This is a genomic window from Deferrisoma sp. (genome assembly GCF_054681715.1).
The window spans coordinates 1-16,153 of record NZ_BAAHFQ010000072.1 but is presented as its reverse complement, the minus strand read 5'-3'; the positions used below and the strand labels follow the sequence as shown (position 1 = coordinate 16,153).

The following is a 16,153-nucleotide window of genomic DNA, read 5'->3' as shown; positions in this document are numbered from 1 at the left end:
GGTGGTCGAAGGCATGCAGTTCGACCGCGGGTACATCAGCCCCTACTTCGTGACCAACGCCGAGCGGATGGAGGCCGAGCTGAAGGACGCCTACGTGCTCATCCACGACGGCAAGATCAGCTCGATGAAGACCCTCCTGCCCATCCTCGAGAAGATCGCCAACACGGGCAAGCCGTTCCTCGTGATCGCCGAGGACGTGGAGGGCGAGGCCCTGGCGACCCTGGTGGTGAACAAGCTCCGGGGCACCCTGCAGTGCACGGCCGTGAAGGCCCCGGGCTTCGGCGACCGCCGCAAGGCCATGCTTCAGGACATCGCCATCCTGACCGGCGGCCAGGTCATCAGCGAGGAGGTGGGCCTGAAGCTCGAAAACGCCCAACTCACCGACCTCGGCCAGGCCAAGACGATCCGGGTGGACAAGGACACCACCACCATCATCGACGGCGCCGGCAGCGCCCAGGCGATCCAGGACCGGGTCAAGCAGATCCGGGCCCAGATCGAGGAGACCACCTCCGACTACGATCGTGAGAAGCTCCAGGAGCGGCTCGCCAAGCTGGTGGGCGGCGTGGCCGTGATCAACGTGGGCGCGGCCACCGAGGCCGAGATGAAGGAGAAGAAGGCCCGGGTCGAGGACGCCCTGCACGCCACCCGGGCGGCCGTGGAGGAGGGCATCGTGCCCGGCGGCGGCGTGGCCCTGATCCGGTGCATCGATGCCCTGAACGACCTGAAGCTGCCCGAGCCCCAGATGGTGGGCGTGAACATCGTGAAGCGGGCCCTCGAGGAGCCGCTGCGGCAGATCGTGGCCAACGCCGGCCTCGAGCCCTCCGTGGTGGTGAACGAGGTGAAGGGCCGCAAGCTCACCGAGGGCTTCGACGCCTACCAGGAGAAGTACGTGGACATGATGGAGGCCGGCATCATCGACCCGACCAAGGTCACCCGCACGGCCCTCCAGAACGCCGCCAGCGTGGCGGGCCTGCTGCTCACCACCGAGGCCATGGTGGCCGAACTCCCGAAGGAGGAGAAGGGTTCGGCCGCGCCTGGCGCCGGCATGGAGGACTTCTAAGCCCTGCCACGCCGTACGAGCGCTCCGACGGGGCCCGGGGTCGACCCGGGCCCCGTTTTTCTTTGCAATACTTTCCACAGACTAAACTTTTTTCCATCTCTGCACTCAAGTGAAACACGCCCACGGCCGATCAGAAATCGGTCCGGGGGCGACCCCCTTCCCGCGGAGGATGCATGACCGACCCGAGCCCCAGGGACTGGGCGCGCCTGGTGGTGGAGGCCACCGACGACCTCGTGTACGTGTGCTCCGAGGACCTGCGGATCGCCTACATGAACCCGGCCCTCGTGCGGCGCACCGGCCGGGACGCCACGGGGGAACGCTGCCACGAGGCGCTCCACGGCCTGCCGGAGCCGTGCCCCTGGTGCCCCAACGACCTCGTGATCGGCCAGGGCCGGGCCCACACCTGGGAGGTGCAAAGCCCCCAGGACGGCCGGTGGTACCACGTGGTCAACGTGCCGGTGGAGCGGGGTGGGCGCCGCTACAAGGTGGCGATCATCCGGGACATCACGGCCCGGCGGGAGGCCGAAGAGAGCCTGGCCGGGCGCAAACGGTTCCTGCGGGATGTTCTCGACTCGGCCGGGGTGGCCGTGTTCGCCATCGACCGGGAGCACCGCTGCACCCTCTGGAACCGGGCCTGCGAGCGGCTCACCGGGGTTCGGGCCGAGGAGGTCGTGGGCACCAACCGGCACTGGAGCGCGTTCTACGACGAACCCCGCCCCACCCTGGCCGACCTCGTGCTCGACGGCCGGACCGATCGCGGGCCGGAACTCTATCCGGTGTTCGGCCCCTCGCCCCTGGCCCCGGACGCGGTGCGGGCCGAGCGCGCCTTCCGAAGCCTCGGCGGGAAGGTGCGCCACATCGCCTTCGAGGCGGCCCCGGTCCGCGACGAGGCCGGCCGGATCGTCGCCGTGGTGGAGACCCTCCACGACGTGACCGAGCTGAAGCGGGCCGAGGCCGACCGGGAGCGCCTGGCCCTGGCCGTGGACCAGGCGGCCGAGGCCATCGTGATCACCGACCACGAGGCCCGCATCCTGTCGGCCAACCCGGCCTACGAGGCCATCCTCGGGGTTCCGGTGGACCGGGCCCGGGGGCTGCCCCTCGGCGAGGTGCTCGAAAACACCGACCCCGGGTTCGACGCCAAGGAGGCCCGGCGGCATCTGCTCGCCACCGGGCGCTGGTCGGGCCGGGTGGGCAAACGGCGCCCCGACGGCCGGGAGATCGTGCTCGACGTCACGGCCACGGTGGTGCGAGACGACCGGGGAACGCCTCGCTACGGGTTGTGCATCTTCCGGGACGTGACCGAGGAGGTGCGCTGGGAGCGGGAGCGGCTGCGGGCCGAGCGGCTGCGGGCCCTGGGGACCCTCGCCGGGGGCATCGCCCACGATTTCAATAACCTGCTCATGGGCATCCTGGGCAGCGCCGAACTGCTGGAAACCGAGGTGCGCCCCGACGGGCCCGGCCCCAAACATCTGGAGCGGATCCTGCGGGCCGGGGAGCGTGCACGGGATCTGGTGACCCAGATCCTCCAGTTCTCCCGGGCCGACCCCGACGGGGACGGCCGGGCCGATCTGCGGGCCGAGACCGAAACGGTGGCCGAGATGCTCCGGGCCACGACCCCCTCGGTGGTGGAGGTGGAATGGACCGCCCCGGCCCACCCTTGCTTCGTGCCCGTGGACCCCGCCCAGGCCCAGCAGGTGGTGCTCAACCTCGCCACCAACGCCGTCAAGGCCCTGGGCCCGGGCCCGGGCCGGGTGTCGCTGGCGGTGGAGCGGGTGGACGCCTCCCCGCCCCTACCCCCAGATCTCTCCCCCGGGGTCTACTACCGCCTGTCCGTTGCCGACACCGGCTGCGGCATGGACCCCGCCACCGCCGACCGGATCTTCGAGCCGTTCTTCACCACCCGCCCCGTGGGCGAGGGCACGGGCCTGGGGCTCTCGGTGGTGTACGGGGTGGTGCGGGCGGCCGGCGGGACGATCCGGGTGGAAACCGCCCCGGGCCGTGGTAGCCTGTTCGAGGTTTTCCTGCCCGCGGTGGACGGGGCCGCGGACCGGGCTCCCGACCCCGGCCCCGCCCCGGAGGCCACCCCGCTCCGGGTGCTGGTGGTGGACGACGAGGAGGCCGTCCGGGAGATCACCCGGGACCTCCTGACCGGGTTGGGCCACGAGGTGGTCCTGGCCGTCTCGGCCGAGGAGGCCCTGGAGATCCTGGCCCGGGAACCGGGGGTGGAGGTGGTTCTCACCGACCGGTCGATGCCCGGGATCCCGGGCGAGGAACTGGCCCGGCGCATCCGGGAAGCGTTTCCCTGGGTGGAGGTCGTCCTGTTCACGGGCCACATGGAACCCGAGGTGGCCGAACGGGCCCGGGCGGCCGGGGCATCGGAGATCCTGACAAAACCCATCCGGCGGACCCAGCTGGCCGGCGCGCTCCGGAGGCTCGCGGCCCGGAAGGCCGCGCAAAGGGAGGACTGAGATGGCAAAAATCCTGGTGGTGGACGACGAGGAGCACGTGCGGGACGTGGTGCGGCAGATGCTCGAGCAGGCCGGCCACGAGGTGAGGGACGCTGCGGACGGGGAGGAGGCGCTGGAACTGTACCGCGCCTGGTCCCCGGATCTCGTGCTGACCGACATCCTCATGCCCAACAAGGGCGGGCTCGTGCTGATCAAGGAACTGAGGGAGCGCGATCCCCGGCTGCCCATCGTGGCCACCTCGGGCGGGGGCCGCACCGGGAAGCTCAACTTCCTGTCGACCGCGCGCACCTTCAAGGGCGTCGTGACCCTGAAAAAACCCTTCTCCCGACGGGAACTCCTCGCGGCCGTGAACGAGGCCCTCGCGGGGGACCCCTCGTCTTGACGCATCCCCTCGGGCTCCCCTAGCATCGGTTCCTTTGCGAGGATCCGATGCCGACAGTCCTACGCCGCCTGGGCTCGGTGCGGCTCGCCGTCGCGCTCCTTTTGGTGCTCGCGGCCGCCGCGGCCCTGGGCACCTGGCTCCCCCAGAACCTCGACCCCGGCGAGTTCCTGCGCCGGTTCCCCCGGGCGGGGCCGCTGCTCCTGACCCTGGGGTTCGACCGGTTCTTCACGAGCCCCCTGTACCGGGGGCTTCTCGCGCTGTTTACCCTGAACCTCCTCGCGTGCGCCGCGGGCCGGTCCCGCAGGGGGTGGCTCGCCTTTCGCGGCCGGGCCGACCCCACCGTGCGCGTGCCGGGGCCGGCCGCCCCCGATCTTGCCGAGCGGCTCCGGTCCGCCGGGTTCCGGATCCGCACGGCATCGCCCCTCCGGGCGAGTCGGTGGCCGTGGGCGTTCCTCGGGTTCCCCCTGGTTCACCTCTCGCTCCCCGTGATCTTTGCCGGCGCCCTGTGGGGCAGCCTGGCCGGATTCGTCGGGACCCAGACGGTCCACGTGGGCGACGAGATGGGAGCCTTCTACGACTGGTCGGCCGGCCGGGACCGCCCCCTGCCCTTCCGGCTGCGGGTGACCGAGTTCCGGGAGCTCCACTATCCCACCCCCCTGAAGGTCCGCCTGGGCCGGCCCGGCGGGGAGCCGGTGGAGGTCGTGACCCGCGAGGGCGCCCGGATCGAGGTGCCGGACTCGCCCTACACGGTGCACCTCGGCCGGTTCGACCGGGAGACCAAGGACCTCACCTTCTGGGTCGAGGGACCCGAGGGGACCCTGGGCCCCTTCTCCCGGGACCGGCGGCAGGGGTGCCCGGTGGACTTCACGCCCTTGGGGTTCCGCGACCCGGAGGTCCGGCGGGTCGAAGCCCGGGTCGAGGTGCTCGCGCCCGACGGCACCCCGACCCGGACGGCCGTGGTCGCGGTGAACGAACCCCTCGTGCACGGGGGGCTCCGGATCTTCCTCACGGCCTGGGGGGCCGACCCGTACGGGTTCCCGTGGGTGGGGTTCCAGATCACCCGGGACCCGGGGCAGCCCGCGGTGTGGCTGGGGTCGGCCTCGCTCGTCGCGGGCCTCGCCCTCCTGTGGGCCGGCCGGGGGGCCTGGGTGTGGGAGGAGGAAGGGGAGGTGCGGGCGGTGGCCACGGGCCGGACGGCGGCAGAGCTGCGCGCCCGTCTGACGGCATCCGGGGACGGGGCGGACGACCGGGAGGCGGCCCCGTGACCCCCCGGGACTGGACCGCCGCCCTGGGGCTCGATGCCGCCCGCCGCCGCGCCCGGCTTGGGTTCCTGGGTCTCACGCCCGCCGACCGGGAGGCCCTGCGGAATCTTCTCGCCATCCTCGACCCGAGGCTCGAAGGCCTCGTGGACCGCTGGCACCGGTTCCTCCTCAAACGGCCCGAGACCCGGAACCTGATGGCCCGCGCCGGCGTGCAAGACCATCTGCGGGTGGTCCAGACCCGGTACTTCCGAAGTCTTCTCACCGGGCCCTACGACCGGCGGTACTTCCACGAGCGGCTGCGGATCGGGTTCGTGCACGAGCGGGTCGGTCTCGAACCCCCGTGGTACACCGGATCGTACCGGAAATTCCTCGAACTCGTGCGAGAGGAACTCCTGGCCGCCGGCGTCGGCTCTCCCACCGCCCTCAGGTGGATGGCCGCCCTCGAGAAGGTCGTGTTCCTCGACCTCCAACTCGCCCTCGACGCCTACTTTTACACCCGAAACGAGGCCATCGTCCGGGCCAACCAGAGGCTTCGGGAGTTGGCCCAGGAGCTGGAGGCCCGGAACCGGGCGCTGGCCGAGGCGTTTTCCCGTGCCCAGGAGGCCGCCCGGCTGAAGGAGGCGTTCCTGGCCCAGGTGAGCCACGAGCTGCGCACCCCCCTCAACGCCATCCTGGGGTTCGCCGATCTCTTGGCCGATGAGATCGAGGGACCGGTGAACCCCGAGCAGCGGGAGGCCCTCCGCCGGATCCGCCGGCACGGCGAGCGGCTGGTGGAGATGGTGGACCAGATGCTCGACGCGGCGAAACTCGCGGCCGCGGCCCTGGGGCGGCCCGAGCCCTTCGACCCCGCGCCCCTCGTGGACGAGGTGTGCCGCGCCGGCGAGGACCTGGCCGCCGGGAAAGGGCTCGGGTTCGAGGCCGAGATCGAGCGGCCGCTTCCCCTCGTCGAGGGCGACCCCGAGGCGCTCCGGCTCGCCCTGGGCCACCTGGTGGAGAACGCGGTCAAGTTCACCCGGTCGGGCCGGATCGGCGTCCGGGCCCGGGAGACCGACGGCCGGCTCCGACTGGAAGTCTGGGACACCGGGCCGGGCGTGCCCCCGGAGCACCGGGAACGGATCTTCGAACCGTTCCACCAGGTGGACGCGGGGGACACCCGGGAGGTCACCGGGCTTGGTATGGGATTGCCGCTCGCCCGGAAGGCGGTGGAGCGGATGGGGGGCCGGCTCGTCCTGGCCGAGTCGGGCCCGGGCGGGAGCCTGTTCGTTCTGGAGCTACCGGTGGCCGGGGGCGGCGTTGACTCGGGCACCGGGCGGGATTAAGGTTTTTCGCCGTTCGTTTTGGCGCCCGCTTCCCCAGGCGCCCTTCCTCGGAAAGGAGGCTCGCCATGCGGAAACTCCTCGTGTCCCTCGCCCTCGGCCTCGCGATCGCGGCCCCGGCCGCTGCCAAAACCGAGATCAAGCTCGGGGTGGTCACAAAACCCGGGTCGGCCCAGAACGTGGCCGCCGAGAAGTTCAAGGAGATCGTCGAGACCCGGTCGGGCGGGGACGTGACCGTCAAGATCTACCACAGCGCCTCCCTGGGCTCGGAAACCGAGATCCTACAGCAGATCCAGATGGGCAGTGTGCAGATGGGGGTCATCACCCTGGGGCCCATCGACGCGTTCGTGCCCGAGGTGGACGTGGTGGCGTTCCCCTTCCTCTTCAAGAGCTACGAACAGGTGGACCAGGTGCTCGACGGCCCCCTGGGCGCCGAGATCCTAAAGCGCATGGAGTCGGCCGGGTTCAAGGGGCTCGCGTTCACCGAGAACGGGTTTCGCCACCTCACGAACCGGGTGCGGCCGGTCCACACGGTGGACGATGTGAAGGGCCTCAAGATCCGGGTCATGGAGAGCACCCTCCACAAGGAACTGTGGCGCGCCCTCGGGGCAAACCCCACCCCCATGGCCTGGCCCATCTACACCGAACTCGAGCAGGGCACGATCGACGGCCAGGAGAACCCCCTGTGGGTGGCCTGGACCTACAAGCTTTACGAGGTCCAGAAATACCTGTCGCTGACCGGCCACGTCTACTCGGCCCACGCCGTGCTCGCCAACCTGGACTGGTTCAACGGCCTGCCCGAGGCCATCCGGAATTTGCTGGCCGAGGCGGCCCGGGAGGCGGCCCGGTACGAGCGCAACTGGAACCGGTCGAACGAGGCCGACTTCTTGGCGAAGCTCAAGGAGGCCGGCATGATCGTGGACGAGCACCCGGACATCGACTCGTTCCGGGCCAAGGTGGCCGGGCTCAAGGACCTCGAGATGTTCCGGAGGCCCGGCACGGCCGAACTCCTGGAGAAGTTCCTGGCGGCAACGAAGTGAGGCGGCTGGGAGGCGGGAACGCCGGAAGGCCGCCCCACTCCAGGGTGTACCCGGCGGGTAGGGGCGCCCGAGGGCGGGTTCCGGGAGGGGGAAGACCACGGGGGGTGCGAACCCACGCGGCAGGCGGCCGCTGAGCGGATCTGGGAACACCGGGCCGAAGGTCTCGCCGCCCGGAGCCGTGCCCCAGAGGGACAGGAACGGATGAAGCATCTCCAGGCGGCCTCCGCGGCGCTCAATCGCGCCGTGGAGGCCCTGTTGTGTGTTCTGGCGATCGGCATGTCGGCCCTCACGCTGGCCCAGGTGGTGGCCCGGTACGGGCTCAACCACTCGATCTTCTGGAGCGAGGAGGTGGGCCGGATGATCCTGATCGCGCTGACCTTCCTCGGCGCCTCGGCGGCCTGGGCCCGGGGCGCCCACATCGGGATCGACGTGTTGACCGGCCGCCTGCCCGGTGGGGTCCGGCGGTGGGCCCAGGCCTTCGCCTGCCTGTGCGGGATGGCGTTCGGGCTCTTCCTGGCCATCTACGGCGCGGAGTTCGCCTGGTTCGCCCGGCGGGGGGTCATGAGCGCCACCGGGCTGAGCCGGAGCGTGCCGGCGGCCGTGGTGCCCCTGGGGGGCGCGATCCTCGCGTTCCACGCCTTCGTGGACCTCTTGGCCACGTTGCGGGGTGGGGGGGCCCGCGAATGAGCGTGACCGGCGTCCTCCTCGGGGTCCTGGCGGGGCTTTTTCTCCTCGAGGTCCCCATCGCCGTGGCGATCGGGCTCGCATCGGTGGCCGCGTTCGTGGCCGGCGGGGACTTCCCGCTGATCACGGCCGTCCAGCGGATGTACGGCGGGGTGGACTCGTTCCCGCTCATGGCCGTGCCGTTGTTCCTTTACGCCGGGGGCCTCATGGAGGCCGGCGGCATCTCCCGGCGCATCGTGGCCTTCGCCGACGCCCTGGTGGGCTGGCTTCCGGGGGGGCTGGCGGCCGTGGCCGTGGCCTCGGCCATGTTCTTCGCCGGCATCTCGGGCTCGGCGGCGGCCGACACGGCCGCGGTGGGCGGCATCCTGGTGCCCGCCATGATCTCCCGCGGCTACGCCCCGGCCTTTGCCGGTGCCGTCCAGGCGGCCGGCGGCAGCATCGGGGTGGTCATCCCGCCGTCGATCCCGATGATCATCTTCGGGTTCCTGACCGGCGCGAGCATCGGCAAGCTGTTCGCCGGGGGCATCCTGCCCGGGGTGCTGATGGGCACGAGCCTCATCGCGGTGAGCGCCCTGGTGTCCCGCCGCCGGGGATACGGGGCGAGCCAGGCGTTCTCGCTGGCGCGGGTCTGGACCACGTTCCGGGACGCCCTCTGGGCCCTCGGCGCCCCGGTGGTCATTCTCGGCGGCATCCTGGGCGGCGTGTTCACGGCCACCGAGTCGGCCGCCGTGGCCGTGGGCTATGCCGTGTTCGTCGGACGGTTCGTGTACCGGGAGCTACGCTGGCGCGACATGCCGCCGATCTTCGTGCGAGGATCCATCACGGCCGCCGTGATTCTGTTCATCATCTCGGCCGCGAGCGCGTTCTCCTGGCTCCTGGCCATCGAGGACATTCCCTCGCGCCTGAGCGCGGCGCTCCTGGGGATCACCGAAAACCCGGTGCTCCTCATGCTGCTGGTGAACGCCGTGCTCCTCCTGGCGGGAACCTTTGTCGAGACCACGGCGAGCCTCATCCTGCTGGTGCCCGTGATCGTGCCGCTGGCGCCCAAGCTTGGGGTGGACCTGACCCAACTCGGGGTCATCGTGGTCATGAACCTCGCCATCGGCATGCTGACCCCGCCGCTGGGAATCTGCCTGATCGTAAGTTGCGCCCTTGCCAACGAACGCATCGCGGCCATCAGCCGGGCGGTGCTGCCGTTCCTCGTGGTGCTTCTCGCCGATCTCCTGCTCGTGAGCTTCTGGCCACCGCTGACCCACTGGTTTTCGGGATAAATCTGGGAGCCCAGCGGTTTTGACCCCGCGGGAACGCGGTGTTAGGTTTTTGGGCGCTTTCGTCCCCCTGAACCGAGGTTCGCCCATGGCGAGGGAATGGTTCTGGCTCTCCTGCCGTCACGAGATCGACCGACTGTTCGACACCCTGGTCCACACCGCCTGGGGTCAGACCCCGGGCACCGCGCCCGCCTGGAGCCCCGCCGTGGATGTCGTGGAGGAAGAGGACCGGTACCGGATCGAGATGGATCTGCCGGGCGTCGAGACGAACGACCTCAGCATCACGGCCGAACAGGGCGCCCTGCGGATCGAAGGCGTTCGCCGCCGCAGGCCCGGGGGAGGCGGGATCCGCCAGCACCTCTCCGAGCGCCCCGCGGGGCCATTTCGCCGGAACTTCCGGCTCCCCTCCGACGCCGACCCGAACACGGTCCGGGCTCGCCTGCGGGACGGCGTGCTCGTGGTCGAGGTCGCAAAACGCGGGTGAGCGTTTCAGATCCGCCCTGCCCAGAGCGGGATGCGGCCGGAAAGGCGGCCTCTCGCTCGGAACACGAACGAAGCGTCGAACCGTGGGGGTGGCAGCCTGCCTGCGCCGAGCACCGTAGATTTGCACGTCCTCCCCGAGGGTCGATCGCGGGGGCCGATCCGGGCGTCACGTTACGTCACGGCCCCCGGACCCGCCAGGGATTATCCCATGGTTTCACAAGGCCCAGGCCACGTGCCGCCTAGCCGGCCGGTTGCCTAGCAGGAGGAGTCTCGATCCCATGGCCCGAAAGAAACGCGCGAGGAAACCGAGGGAACTCGGCCCCGAGGACCTGGGGCCCCCGATCCGACCCGAGGAGTTCCCGTTCGAGACCACGGACGAGGTGGAGCCCCGCCGGAGCCCCCTGGGCCAGGAGCGGGCCCTGCGCTCGCTGCGGCTCGGGACCCGCATCCGGGCCCCGGGGTACAACGTGTTCGTCCTCGGGCTCACGGGCAACCGCAAGGAGGCCCTGCTCCGGGACCTCATCCGGGAACACCTGCCCCCGCTCCCCCCCCCACCCGACTGGGTGTACGTGTACAACTTCCGGGACCCGGACCGGCCGCTGGCCCTGCGGCTCGAACCGGGCCAGGGCCGCCAACTGGCCCGGGACATGGAGGGGTTCGTCGAAACGCTGTGCCGGAAGATTCCCGAGGCGTTCCAGACCGAAACCTTCGAGCAGGAAAAGGAGGCCCTCTCCAAGAAGTACGACGCCCAGATCCAGGAACTCCGGGAGCGGTTCGAGGCCTCGGCCCGGGAGAAGGGCCTGGTGGTCCAACCCACTCCCCAGGGCCAACTGCTCTTTATCCCCCTCATCGAAGGCAAGCCCATCGAGGACCCGTCCCAGTACGAGGCCCTCCCCGACGAGGAGAAGCAGCGTATCCGGGAGGCCCAGGAGGCCCTCGGCCGGGAGGCCCGGGAACTGTTCAAGAAACAGCGGGAACTGATGGAGGCCCTGGGCCGGGAGGTCCAACAGATCGTCAAGGTCTACGCGGCCCGCATCGTGGATCCCCTGATCGAGGAGATCGCGGCGCGCTACGGGAACCCCAGGGTGGCCGAGTACCTCAAGGCCGTGCGGGACCACACCTTGGAAAACCTGGAAAAGTTCCGGCAGGAGGACGAAAAACCCGCCCTTCCGTTCCCGCTCCCGATGCTCCGGGCGCTGCAGGCCGACCGGTTCCTGGAATACCGGGTCAACGTGGTGGTGGACAACGAGGGCCGCGACGCCGCCCCGGTGCTGACCGAGGAGAGCCCCACCTACCGGAACCTGTTCGGCGCCATCGAGAAGGTGGTGGACGAAACCGGGAAACTCGTGACGAACTTCACCCGGATCAAGTCCGGGAAGATCCTCCAGGCCTCGGGCGGGTACCTGGTGTTCAACCTGGAGGACGCCATCACCGAGCCCTTCGTGTGGAAGAGCCTCAAGCGGGTGCTCCGGAGCGGGCTCGTGGAGATCGAGAGTTACCAGCCGCTCAGTTTCCTGAGCGTGGCGGGGCTCGTGCCCGAGCCGATCCCGGTGAACACCCGCATCGTGGTGTACGGGAGCCGGCTCTTGTTCCACATCCTGTCCTTCTGGGACCCCGAGTTCGCCGAGTGCTTCAAGGTGATCGCCGACTTCGGGCCCGACACCGACCGGGACGGCGACGGGGTGCTGGCCTACGCCCAGCGCATCGCCCACATCTGCGAGGTCGAGGGATTCCCCCCCTTCGACCGGGGGGCCGTGGCCGAGGTCGTGCGGTTCGGGGCTCGCCGGGTGGAGCACAAGGAGAAGATCTCGGCCGTGCTGGAAGACGTGGACGACCTGGTGCGGGAGGCCGGGTTCTTCGCCGCCGAGGCGGGCGCGGCCCGGGTTTCGGCCGAGCACGTGCGCCAGGCCCTGGAGGACCGGATCTTCCGGTGGAACCGCGTGGAAGAGCGGATCCGGGAACTCATCGCCGAGGGCACCCTGCTCGTCGACGTGGACGGAAAGAAGGTGGGGCAGGTAAACGGGCTCGCCGTCTTGAGCCTCGGGGAGTACGCCTTCGGCCGGCCGTCCCGGGTCACCGCGAGCCTCGGCATGGGCACGGCCGGCATCGTGAACATCGAGCGGGAGGCCCGGCTTTCGGGCTCCACCCACGATAAGGGCGTCCTGATCCTCGCCGGCTACCTCCGGAACCGGTTCGGCCGGAACCGGCCCCTGTCGTTCTCGGCCTCGCTCGCGTTCGAGCAGTCGTACTCGGGGATCGACGGCGACAGCGCCTCGTCCACCGAGCTTTACGCGCTCCTTTCCCGCATCGGGAACCTTCCGCTGCGCCAGGACATCGCCGTGACCGGGTCGGTGAACCAGAACGGGGAAATCCAGGCCATCGGCGGGGTCAACGAAAAGATCGAGGGCTTCTACCGGGTGTGCAAGGCCGTCGGCCTCACGGGCCGCCAGGGCGTCATGATCCCCGAAGCCAACGTGCGCCATCTCGTCCTCCACCCCGAGGTGGTGGAGGCCGTGCGGGCCGGCCGCTTCCACATCTACCCCGTGCGCACGGTGGACGAAGGGATCGAGATCCTCACCGGGATCCGCGCCGGGCAACCCGGGGAACCCGGCACCGTGAACGGCATCGTGGACGAGGCCCTCGAAGAACTCGACCGGCGCCTGCGGGAGCGAAACCAAGGCAAGGACAGGAAGGAAAACGGCCAGGACAAGACGGAGGAGCAGGAGGGCCCCCGGGAACCGGCCCCGCCGCCGAAACCGCCCGAACCCGAGGGCGGGGAGTCGTGACCGCACAGGGCCCGCCCGTCGGCGGCCCGCCTTCCAACGGGGAGAGTCGCCCCGGACGGGGGCGCGGCCGCCGGTCACGGGGGGTGATTGCGCCACCCCCACGGCGGATACCGCCGGAACGTCAGCCCCTGGTGCGAAACCGGCTCTTACAGGCGGGGCTCGGCGGTATCTCCCGAACCCATGGGGTTCGGCCTTCCAGCTTTCCAGCTTCCCAGCGGTGAAGATTCATGCTGGACTTTAGAGGCACGGCGGCCCTGGTCTCCGAAGATGAGAGCCGAATCCATCGTGCCGGTAACGAGAATTGGCCGCGCTTACGCCGCGTTGGATCGATCTGGCGGGTCGCGCGGTGGGTTAGCCCATTCGGGGACAACGAATTTCTGCCCCTTCGCGTCCCACAGGGCGCGAAGGTCGACATGGCCGAAAACCCTGGCGATAAGATCGCGCACCATCCCGGCCGTCGGGGGTTGTTGATAGCGCCAGGGATAGAGGAATCGCACATCACGGGGGTCCAAGAGCCCCTGGTAGGTGATCACCTGGGGCAGCGCGTAGCCGGTCGAGAGGATCTGCACCCACCGGTGCAACACCTGTCGGGTCTGCTGCCAGGTCTCCTTCCACCCCCAGCGGTTCTTGAGCTGGTTGAAGAGGTCCTCGATGGCCCAGCGGCGGCTGTAGGCCCGCAGGATCTCCTCGGGGGAGAGGGTCAAGTCGGTCGAGAGCAACAGCCGTTGGGCCGAGCGGGTGCCGCCGGTTTCCCGTTCGAGCGTAACCCACACGGCGCGCACGCGCTGCCCTCCCAGGAACCGGGCGAGGACGACCTCGCTTCGGTAGTGGGCGATGTGCCGGGCGCCGTACACAACCACGCGGATCTGGGCGAGGGGGAGTTGAAGAACCCGATCCGCCGTGAGTTTGGCCCCGTACTTGCGGGGACGGCCTCGGCGGCCTGGGGGACGGGGTTCGGGGGGTAGGTGGAGGGCGGTGTCCCTTCGGACCTGTCCGAGGACGTGGTAGCCCAGGGTCTGGGCGCATTGGATGAGGGAGCGGCGCATGTACCAGCAGTCGAGCAGGACGACGGCGCGGTAGGGGGCAAACAGCGATCGGCCCGTACGCAGTAGGGTTTTGGCCGCCACGAGTTTGCCGGCATTGCCGGTAGTGCGCACCAGGCGGGAGAGGATCGGGACGGCGAACGTACGGGAGCCGCGCTCCAAGGCGAGGGCCAGGGTGACCCAGTTTTGGCCCAGGGCAAAGCGGGGGCGATTGGGTTTGGTACCATGCTGGTGGTGGAACGTCGCCTCTGGTGCGCGGCGAGACGAGCGGAAGACGACGGTGTCGTCGAGGGGCAAGTACAGGCGCCCGGTTGGGCATAGGCGCAGGGCGAGGCGAGCGGTTTGGAGGCCGAGGGCGACCCAGGACCAGCGGCCATTCTGGAGCCACTTGAAGTAGGTGGTCCAGTGGCGGCCGGGGCGAACGGCGAGGTAGGCATGGGTGACGAAGCCGCCATGGGTCATCATGGCACCGAAGAGCAGTTCGACCCAGGTGCGGACAGATCGTTTGGGAACGACCTTGGCCAAGAAGGTGATGGCAGCACACAGTTCGGCAATGAGTCGGTTGAGATGTTGGGGGTTCATCGCGGCATCCTGGAGAGAGGAGAGAGACCATCCCTCCAGGACCGTCGCGATCTAAAAGCGCAGTTGCGCTTTTAGATCGCGACGCGCGAAGCGCGCGCGATGTCAAGAGTTTTTTTGTGGCACGGTCATTTTTTTTCTGCGGCCCGCTCTGCCGGGGGTCCGAAACTCTAAAGTCCAGGATTCATGGACGACGCACCCGATGTGACCCCATCCCGGCCGGTGGTGCTCCCCCGGTCGGAACACCCCATCAGCCGCAAGCTCATCGACCCGGACGCCCTGTGGATCCTCCGGCGGCTCCACCGGGAGGGGTATCTCGCCTACCTCGTCGGGGGGGCCGTGCGCGACCTCATGCTGGGCCGCGAGCCCAAGGACTTCGACGTGGGCACCAACGCCCGGCCCAGCGAGATCCGCCGGCTCTTCCGGAACTCCCGCCTGATCGGCCGGCGGTTCCGGATCGTCCACGTGTACTTCCGGCGGAAAGGAGAGTCCGAAAAGATCATCGAGGTGAGCACGTTCCGGGGCCAGGCCACCTGGGACGAGGAGCCGGATCCCGGGGAGATCCCCCCCGAGGACCTGGACCTCACGGGCAACGTGTTCGGCACCCCCGAGGAGGACGCCTGGCGCCGGGACTTCACCGTGAACGCCCTTTTTTACAACATCGCGGATTTCACGGTGGTGGACCACGTGGGGGGGATCGAGGACCTCCGGCGGGGGGTGATCCGGATCATCGGCGATCCGGACGACCGGTTCACCGAGGATCCCGTGCGCATGCTCCGGGCCGTGGAGTTCGCCACCCGGCTGGGGTTCCGCCTCGAGCCCGAGACCGAGGCGGGCATCCGCCGGAACGCCCCCCGCATCGCCGAGGCCTCCCCGGCGCGGCTACGGGAGGAACTTCGGCAACTGGCCGAGCGGGGCATCCTGGCCGAGGTGCTGGCCCGGGCCCACGAACTGGGGCTATTCGAGGCCCTGCTTCCGGAGGTCGAGGAGGTGGAGGGCGTGTTCCCGCTCCTGGAGCGGCTGGACGAGGCGGCACGGGCCGGCGAACGGGTGCTCGAGTCCCGCACCCTGGCGGCCCTGGTGCTCCCCACCGTGGCCCGGCGCTACCCCCTGGCCCCCGGCGCGAACCTGGAAGAGGCCCAGCAGGCCATCGCCCCGCCGGTGGAGTCCCTGGGCCGGCGGTACAACGTGTCGTCCTTCATCCGGCACGAGGCCCGGGAACTTCTCCTCTCCCTCTACCGCATCGCCCGGGGCAAGGCGTACCGCACCAAGGGCCGGTTTGTCCGGAAGCCCGAGTTCCCCGAGGCCTGGGCCTGGTTCAACGCCTGGGCCCGGATCGCGGGCGATCTCGACGAGGTGGTGGCCTACTGGGAGAAGTACCTGGAAAACCTGAACCGCCCCAAGGGCGCCGGTAAGGGGCGCAAGCGAAAGCGCCGGCGGAAGAAGAAAACCGGCTCCCCCGGCCCGAGTACCCCTTCCGGCGAACCCGCGGGAGGCGAGTAACGCCCGCCGCCCGATCCCCCTTCCCCCGGGTCCAAGAGGGGCTCCAGAATCGGGATAGGGGCGGCGGAGCATCGGCTCCGCCGACCCCTCCCACACCACCCGGCATGCGGGTCCGCACCGGGCGGTTCGTAAGGTTGAGCCCGAGTTTGACACCACCTAGTCACAAAGAAGCCGGAAAAGCGATACACTTCGGGCGGTTAGCTCGAAGTGCGCCTTCCCGGCGTGTATGTAGGTCCTCAGCCCATCCGAAGGACTTCTGGCGGTTTCTTGATTCCCAAG

12 protein-coding genes are annotated in these 16,153 nt (G+C 69.8%); 11 read left to right on the top strand and 1 reads right to left on the bottom strand.

Features of this window, described 5'->3' with window-relative positions:
* From groEL to ACY0I8_RS10940, 10 genes are all read left to right on the top strand, one after another.
* Positions 1-1,060: chaperonin GroEL (groEL, locus tag ACY0I8_RS10985; RefSeq protein WP_461394787.1), on the top strand; the 1,060-nt coding region annotated here is incomplete at its 5' end.
* A gap of 173 nt (positions 1,061-1,233) precedes the next feature.
* Complete coding sequence (locus ACY0I8_RS10980) at positions 1,234-3,528, top strand: PAS domain-containing hybrid sensor histidine kinase/response regulator (protein ID WP_461394786.1); 2,295 nt, start codon at positions 1,234-1,236, stop codon at positions 3,526-3,528.
* Position 3,529: 1 nt separating this feature from the next.
* Positions 3,530-3,910 (top strand): response regulator, encoded by a 381-nt coding sequence (locus ACY0I8_RS10975; protein WP_461394785.1) that lies wholly within the window; start codon positions 3,530-3,532, stop codon positions 3,908-3,910.
* A 47-nt stretch (positions 3,911-3,957) separates the two neighbouring features.
* Positions 3,958-5,175 carry a cytochrome c biogenesis protein ResB gene (locus ACY0I8_RS10970; RefSeq protein ID WP_461394784.1) on the top strand — a complete coding sequence of 406 codons (1,218 nt, stop codon included), beginning with the start codon at positions 3,958-3,960 and terminating at the stop codon, positions 5,173-5,175.
* Complete coding sequence (locus ACY0I8_RS10965; RefSeq protein WP_461394783.1) at positions 5,172-6,491, top strand: protoglobin domain-containing protein; 1,320 nt, start codon at positions 5,172-5,174, stop codon at positions 6,489-6,491. The genes ACY0I8_RS10970 and ACY0I8_RS10965 overlap by 4 nt, the downstream gene beginning before the upstream one ends.
* Positions 6,492-6,556: 65 nt before the next feature.
* The gene (locus ACY0I8_RS10960) at positions 6,557-7,528 is read left to right on the top strand and encodes a TRAP transporter substrate-binding protein (protein WP_461394782.1); all 972 of its coding nucleotides are present in this window, start codon (positions 6,557-6,559) and stop codon (positions 7,526-7,528) included.
* Positions 7,529-7,729: 201 nt separating this feature from the next.
* Positions 7,730-8,215, top strand: a complete 486-nt coding sequence (locus ACY0I8_RS10955; protein WP_461394781.1) for a TRAP transporter small permease — start codon at positions 7,730-7,732, stop codon at positions 8,213-8,215.
* Positions 8,212-9,483 carry a TRAP transporter large permease gene (locus ACY0I8_RS10950; RefSeq protein ID WP_461394780.1) on the top strand — a complete coding sequence of 424 codons (1,272 nt, stop codon included), beginning with the start codon at positions 8,212-8,214 and terminating at the stop codon, positions 9,481-9,483. Before ACY0I8_RS10955 ends, ACY0I8_RS10950 begins: the two co-directional genes overlap by 4 nt.
* Before the next feature lie 85 nt (positions 9,484-9,568).
* Complete coding sequence (locus tag ACY0I8_RS10945) at positions 9,569-9,964, top strand: Hsp20/alpha crystallin family protein (protein WP_461394779.1); 396 nt, start codon at positions 9,569-9,571, stop codon at positions 9,962-9,964.
* Between the two features lie 277 nt (positions 9,965-10,241).
* Positions 10,242-12,749 carry a Lon protease family protein gene (locus ACY0I8_RS10940; protein ID WP_461394778.1) on the top strand — a complete coding sequence of 836 codons (2,508 nt, stop codon included), beginning with the start codon at positions 10,242-10,244 and terminating at the stop codon, positions 12,747-12,749.
* 311 nt (positions 12,750-13,060) lie between these two features.
* Here ACY0I8_RS10940 and ACY0I8_RS10935 read toward each other — a convergent pair whose 3' ends face one another.
* Positions 13,061-14,374 carry an IS701 family transposase gene (locus tag ACY0I8_RS10935; RefSeq protein ID WP_461394777.1) on the bottom strand — a complete coding sequence of 438 codons (1,314 nt, stop codon included), beginning with the start codon at positions 14,372-14,374 and terminating at the stop codon, positions 13,061-13,063.
* Positions 14,375-14,557: 183 nt separating this feature from the next.
* Here ACY0I8_RS10935 and pcnB point away from each other — a divergent pair, with 183 nt between their 5' ends.
* Positions 14,558-15,874, top strand: a complete 1,317-nt coding sequence (gene pcnB / locus ACY0I8_RS10930; protein ID WP_461394776.1) for a polynucleotide adenylyltransferase PcnB — start codon at positions 14,558-14,560, stop codon at positions 15,872-15,874.
* The last annotated feature ends 279 nt before the right edge of the window (positions 15,875-16,153 follow it).

What these genes read in the sequence shown, in the direction of transcription:
- ACY0I8_RS10980 (WP_461394786.1), top strand. Translation starts at nt 1,234, where the DNA reads ATGACCGACCCGAGCCCCAGGGACTGGGCGCGCCTGGTGGTGGAGGCC.
- ACY0I8_RS10975 (WP_461394785.1), top strand. Translation starts at nt 3,530, where the DNA reads ATGGCAAAAATCCTGGTGGTGGACGACGAGGAGCACGTGCGGGACGTG.
- ACY0I8_RS10970 (WP_461394784.1), top strand. Translation starts at nt 3,958, where the DNA reads ATGCCGACAGTCCTACGCCGCCTGGGCTCGGTGCGGCTCGCCGTCGCG.
- ACY0I8_RS10960 (WP_461394782.1), top strand. Translation starts at nt 6,557, where the DNA reads ATGCGGAAACTCCTCGTGTCCCTCGCCCTCGGCCTCGCGATCGCGGCC.
- ACY0I8_RS10955 (WP_461394781.1), top strand. Translation starts at nt 7,730, where the DNA reads ATGAAGCATCTCCAGGCGGCCTCCGCGGCGCTCAATCGCGCCGTGGAG.
- ACY0I8_RS10950 (WP_461394780.1), top strand. Translation starts at nt 8,212, where the DNA reads ATGAGCGTGACCGGCGTCCTCCTCGGGGTCCTGGCGGGGCTTTTTCTC.
- ACY0I8_RS10945 (WP_461394779.1), top strand. Translation starts at nt 9,569, where the DNA reads ATGGCGAGGGAATGGTTCTGGCTCTCCTGCCGTCACGAGATCGACCGA.
- ACY0I8_RS10940 (WP_461394778.1), top strand. Translation starts at nt 10,242, where the DNA reads ATGGCCCGAAAGAAACGCGCGAGGAAACCGAGGGAACTCGGCCCCGAG.
- ACY0I8_RS10935 (WP_461394777.1), bottom strand. Translation starts at nt 14,374, where the DNA reads ATGAACCCCCAACATCTCAACCGACTCATTGCCGAACTGTGTGCTGCC.
- pcnB (WP_461394776.1), top strand. Translation starts at nt 14,558, where the DNA reads ATGGACGACGCACCCGATGTGACCCCATCCCGGCCGGTGGTGCTCCCC.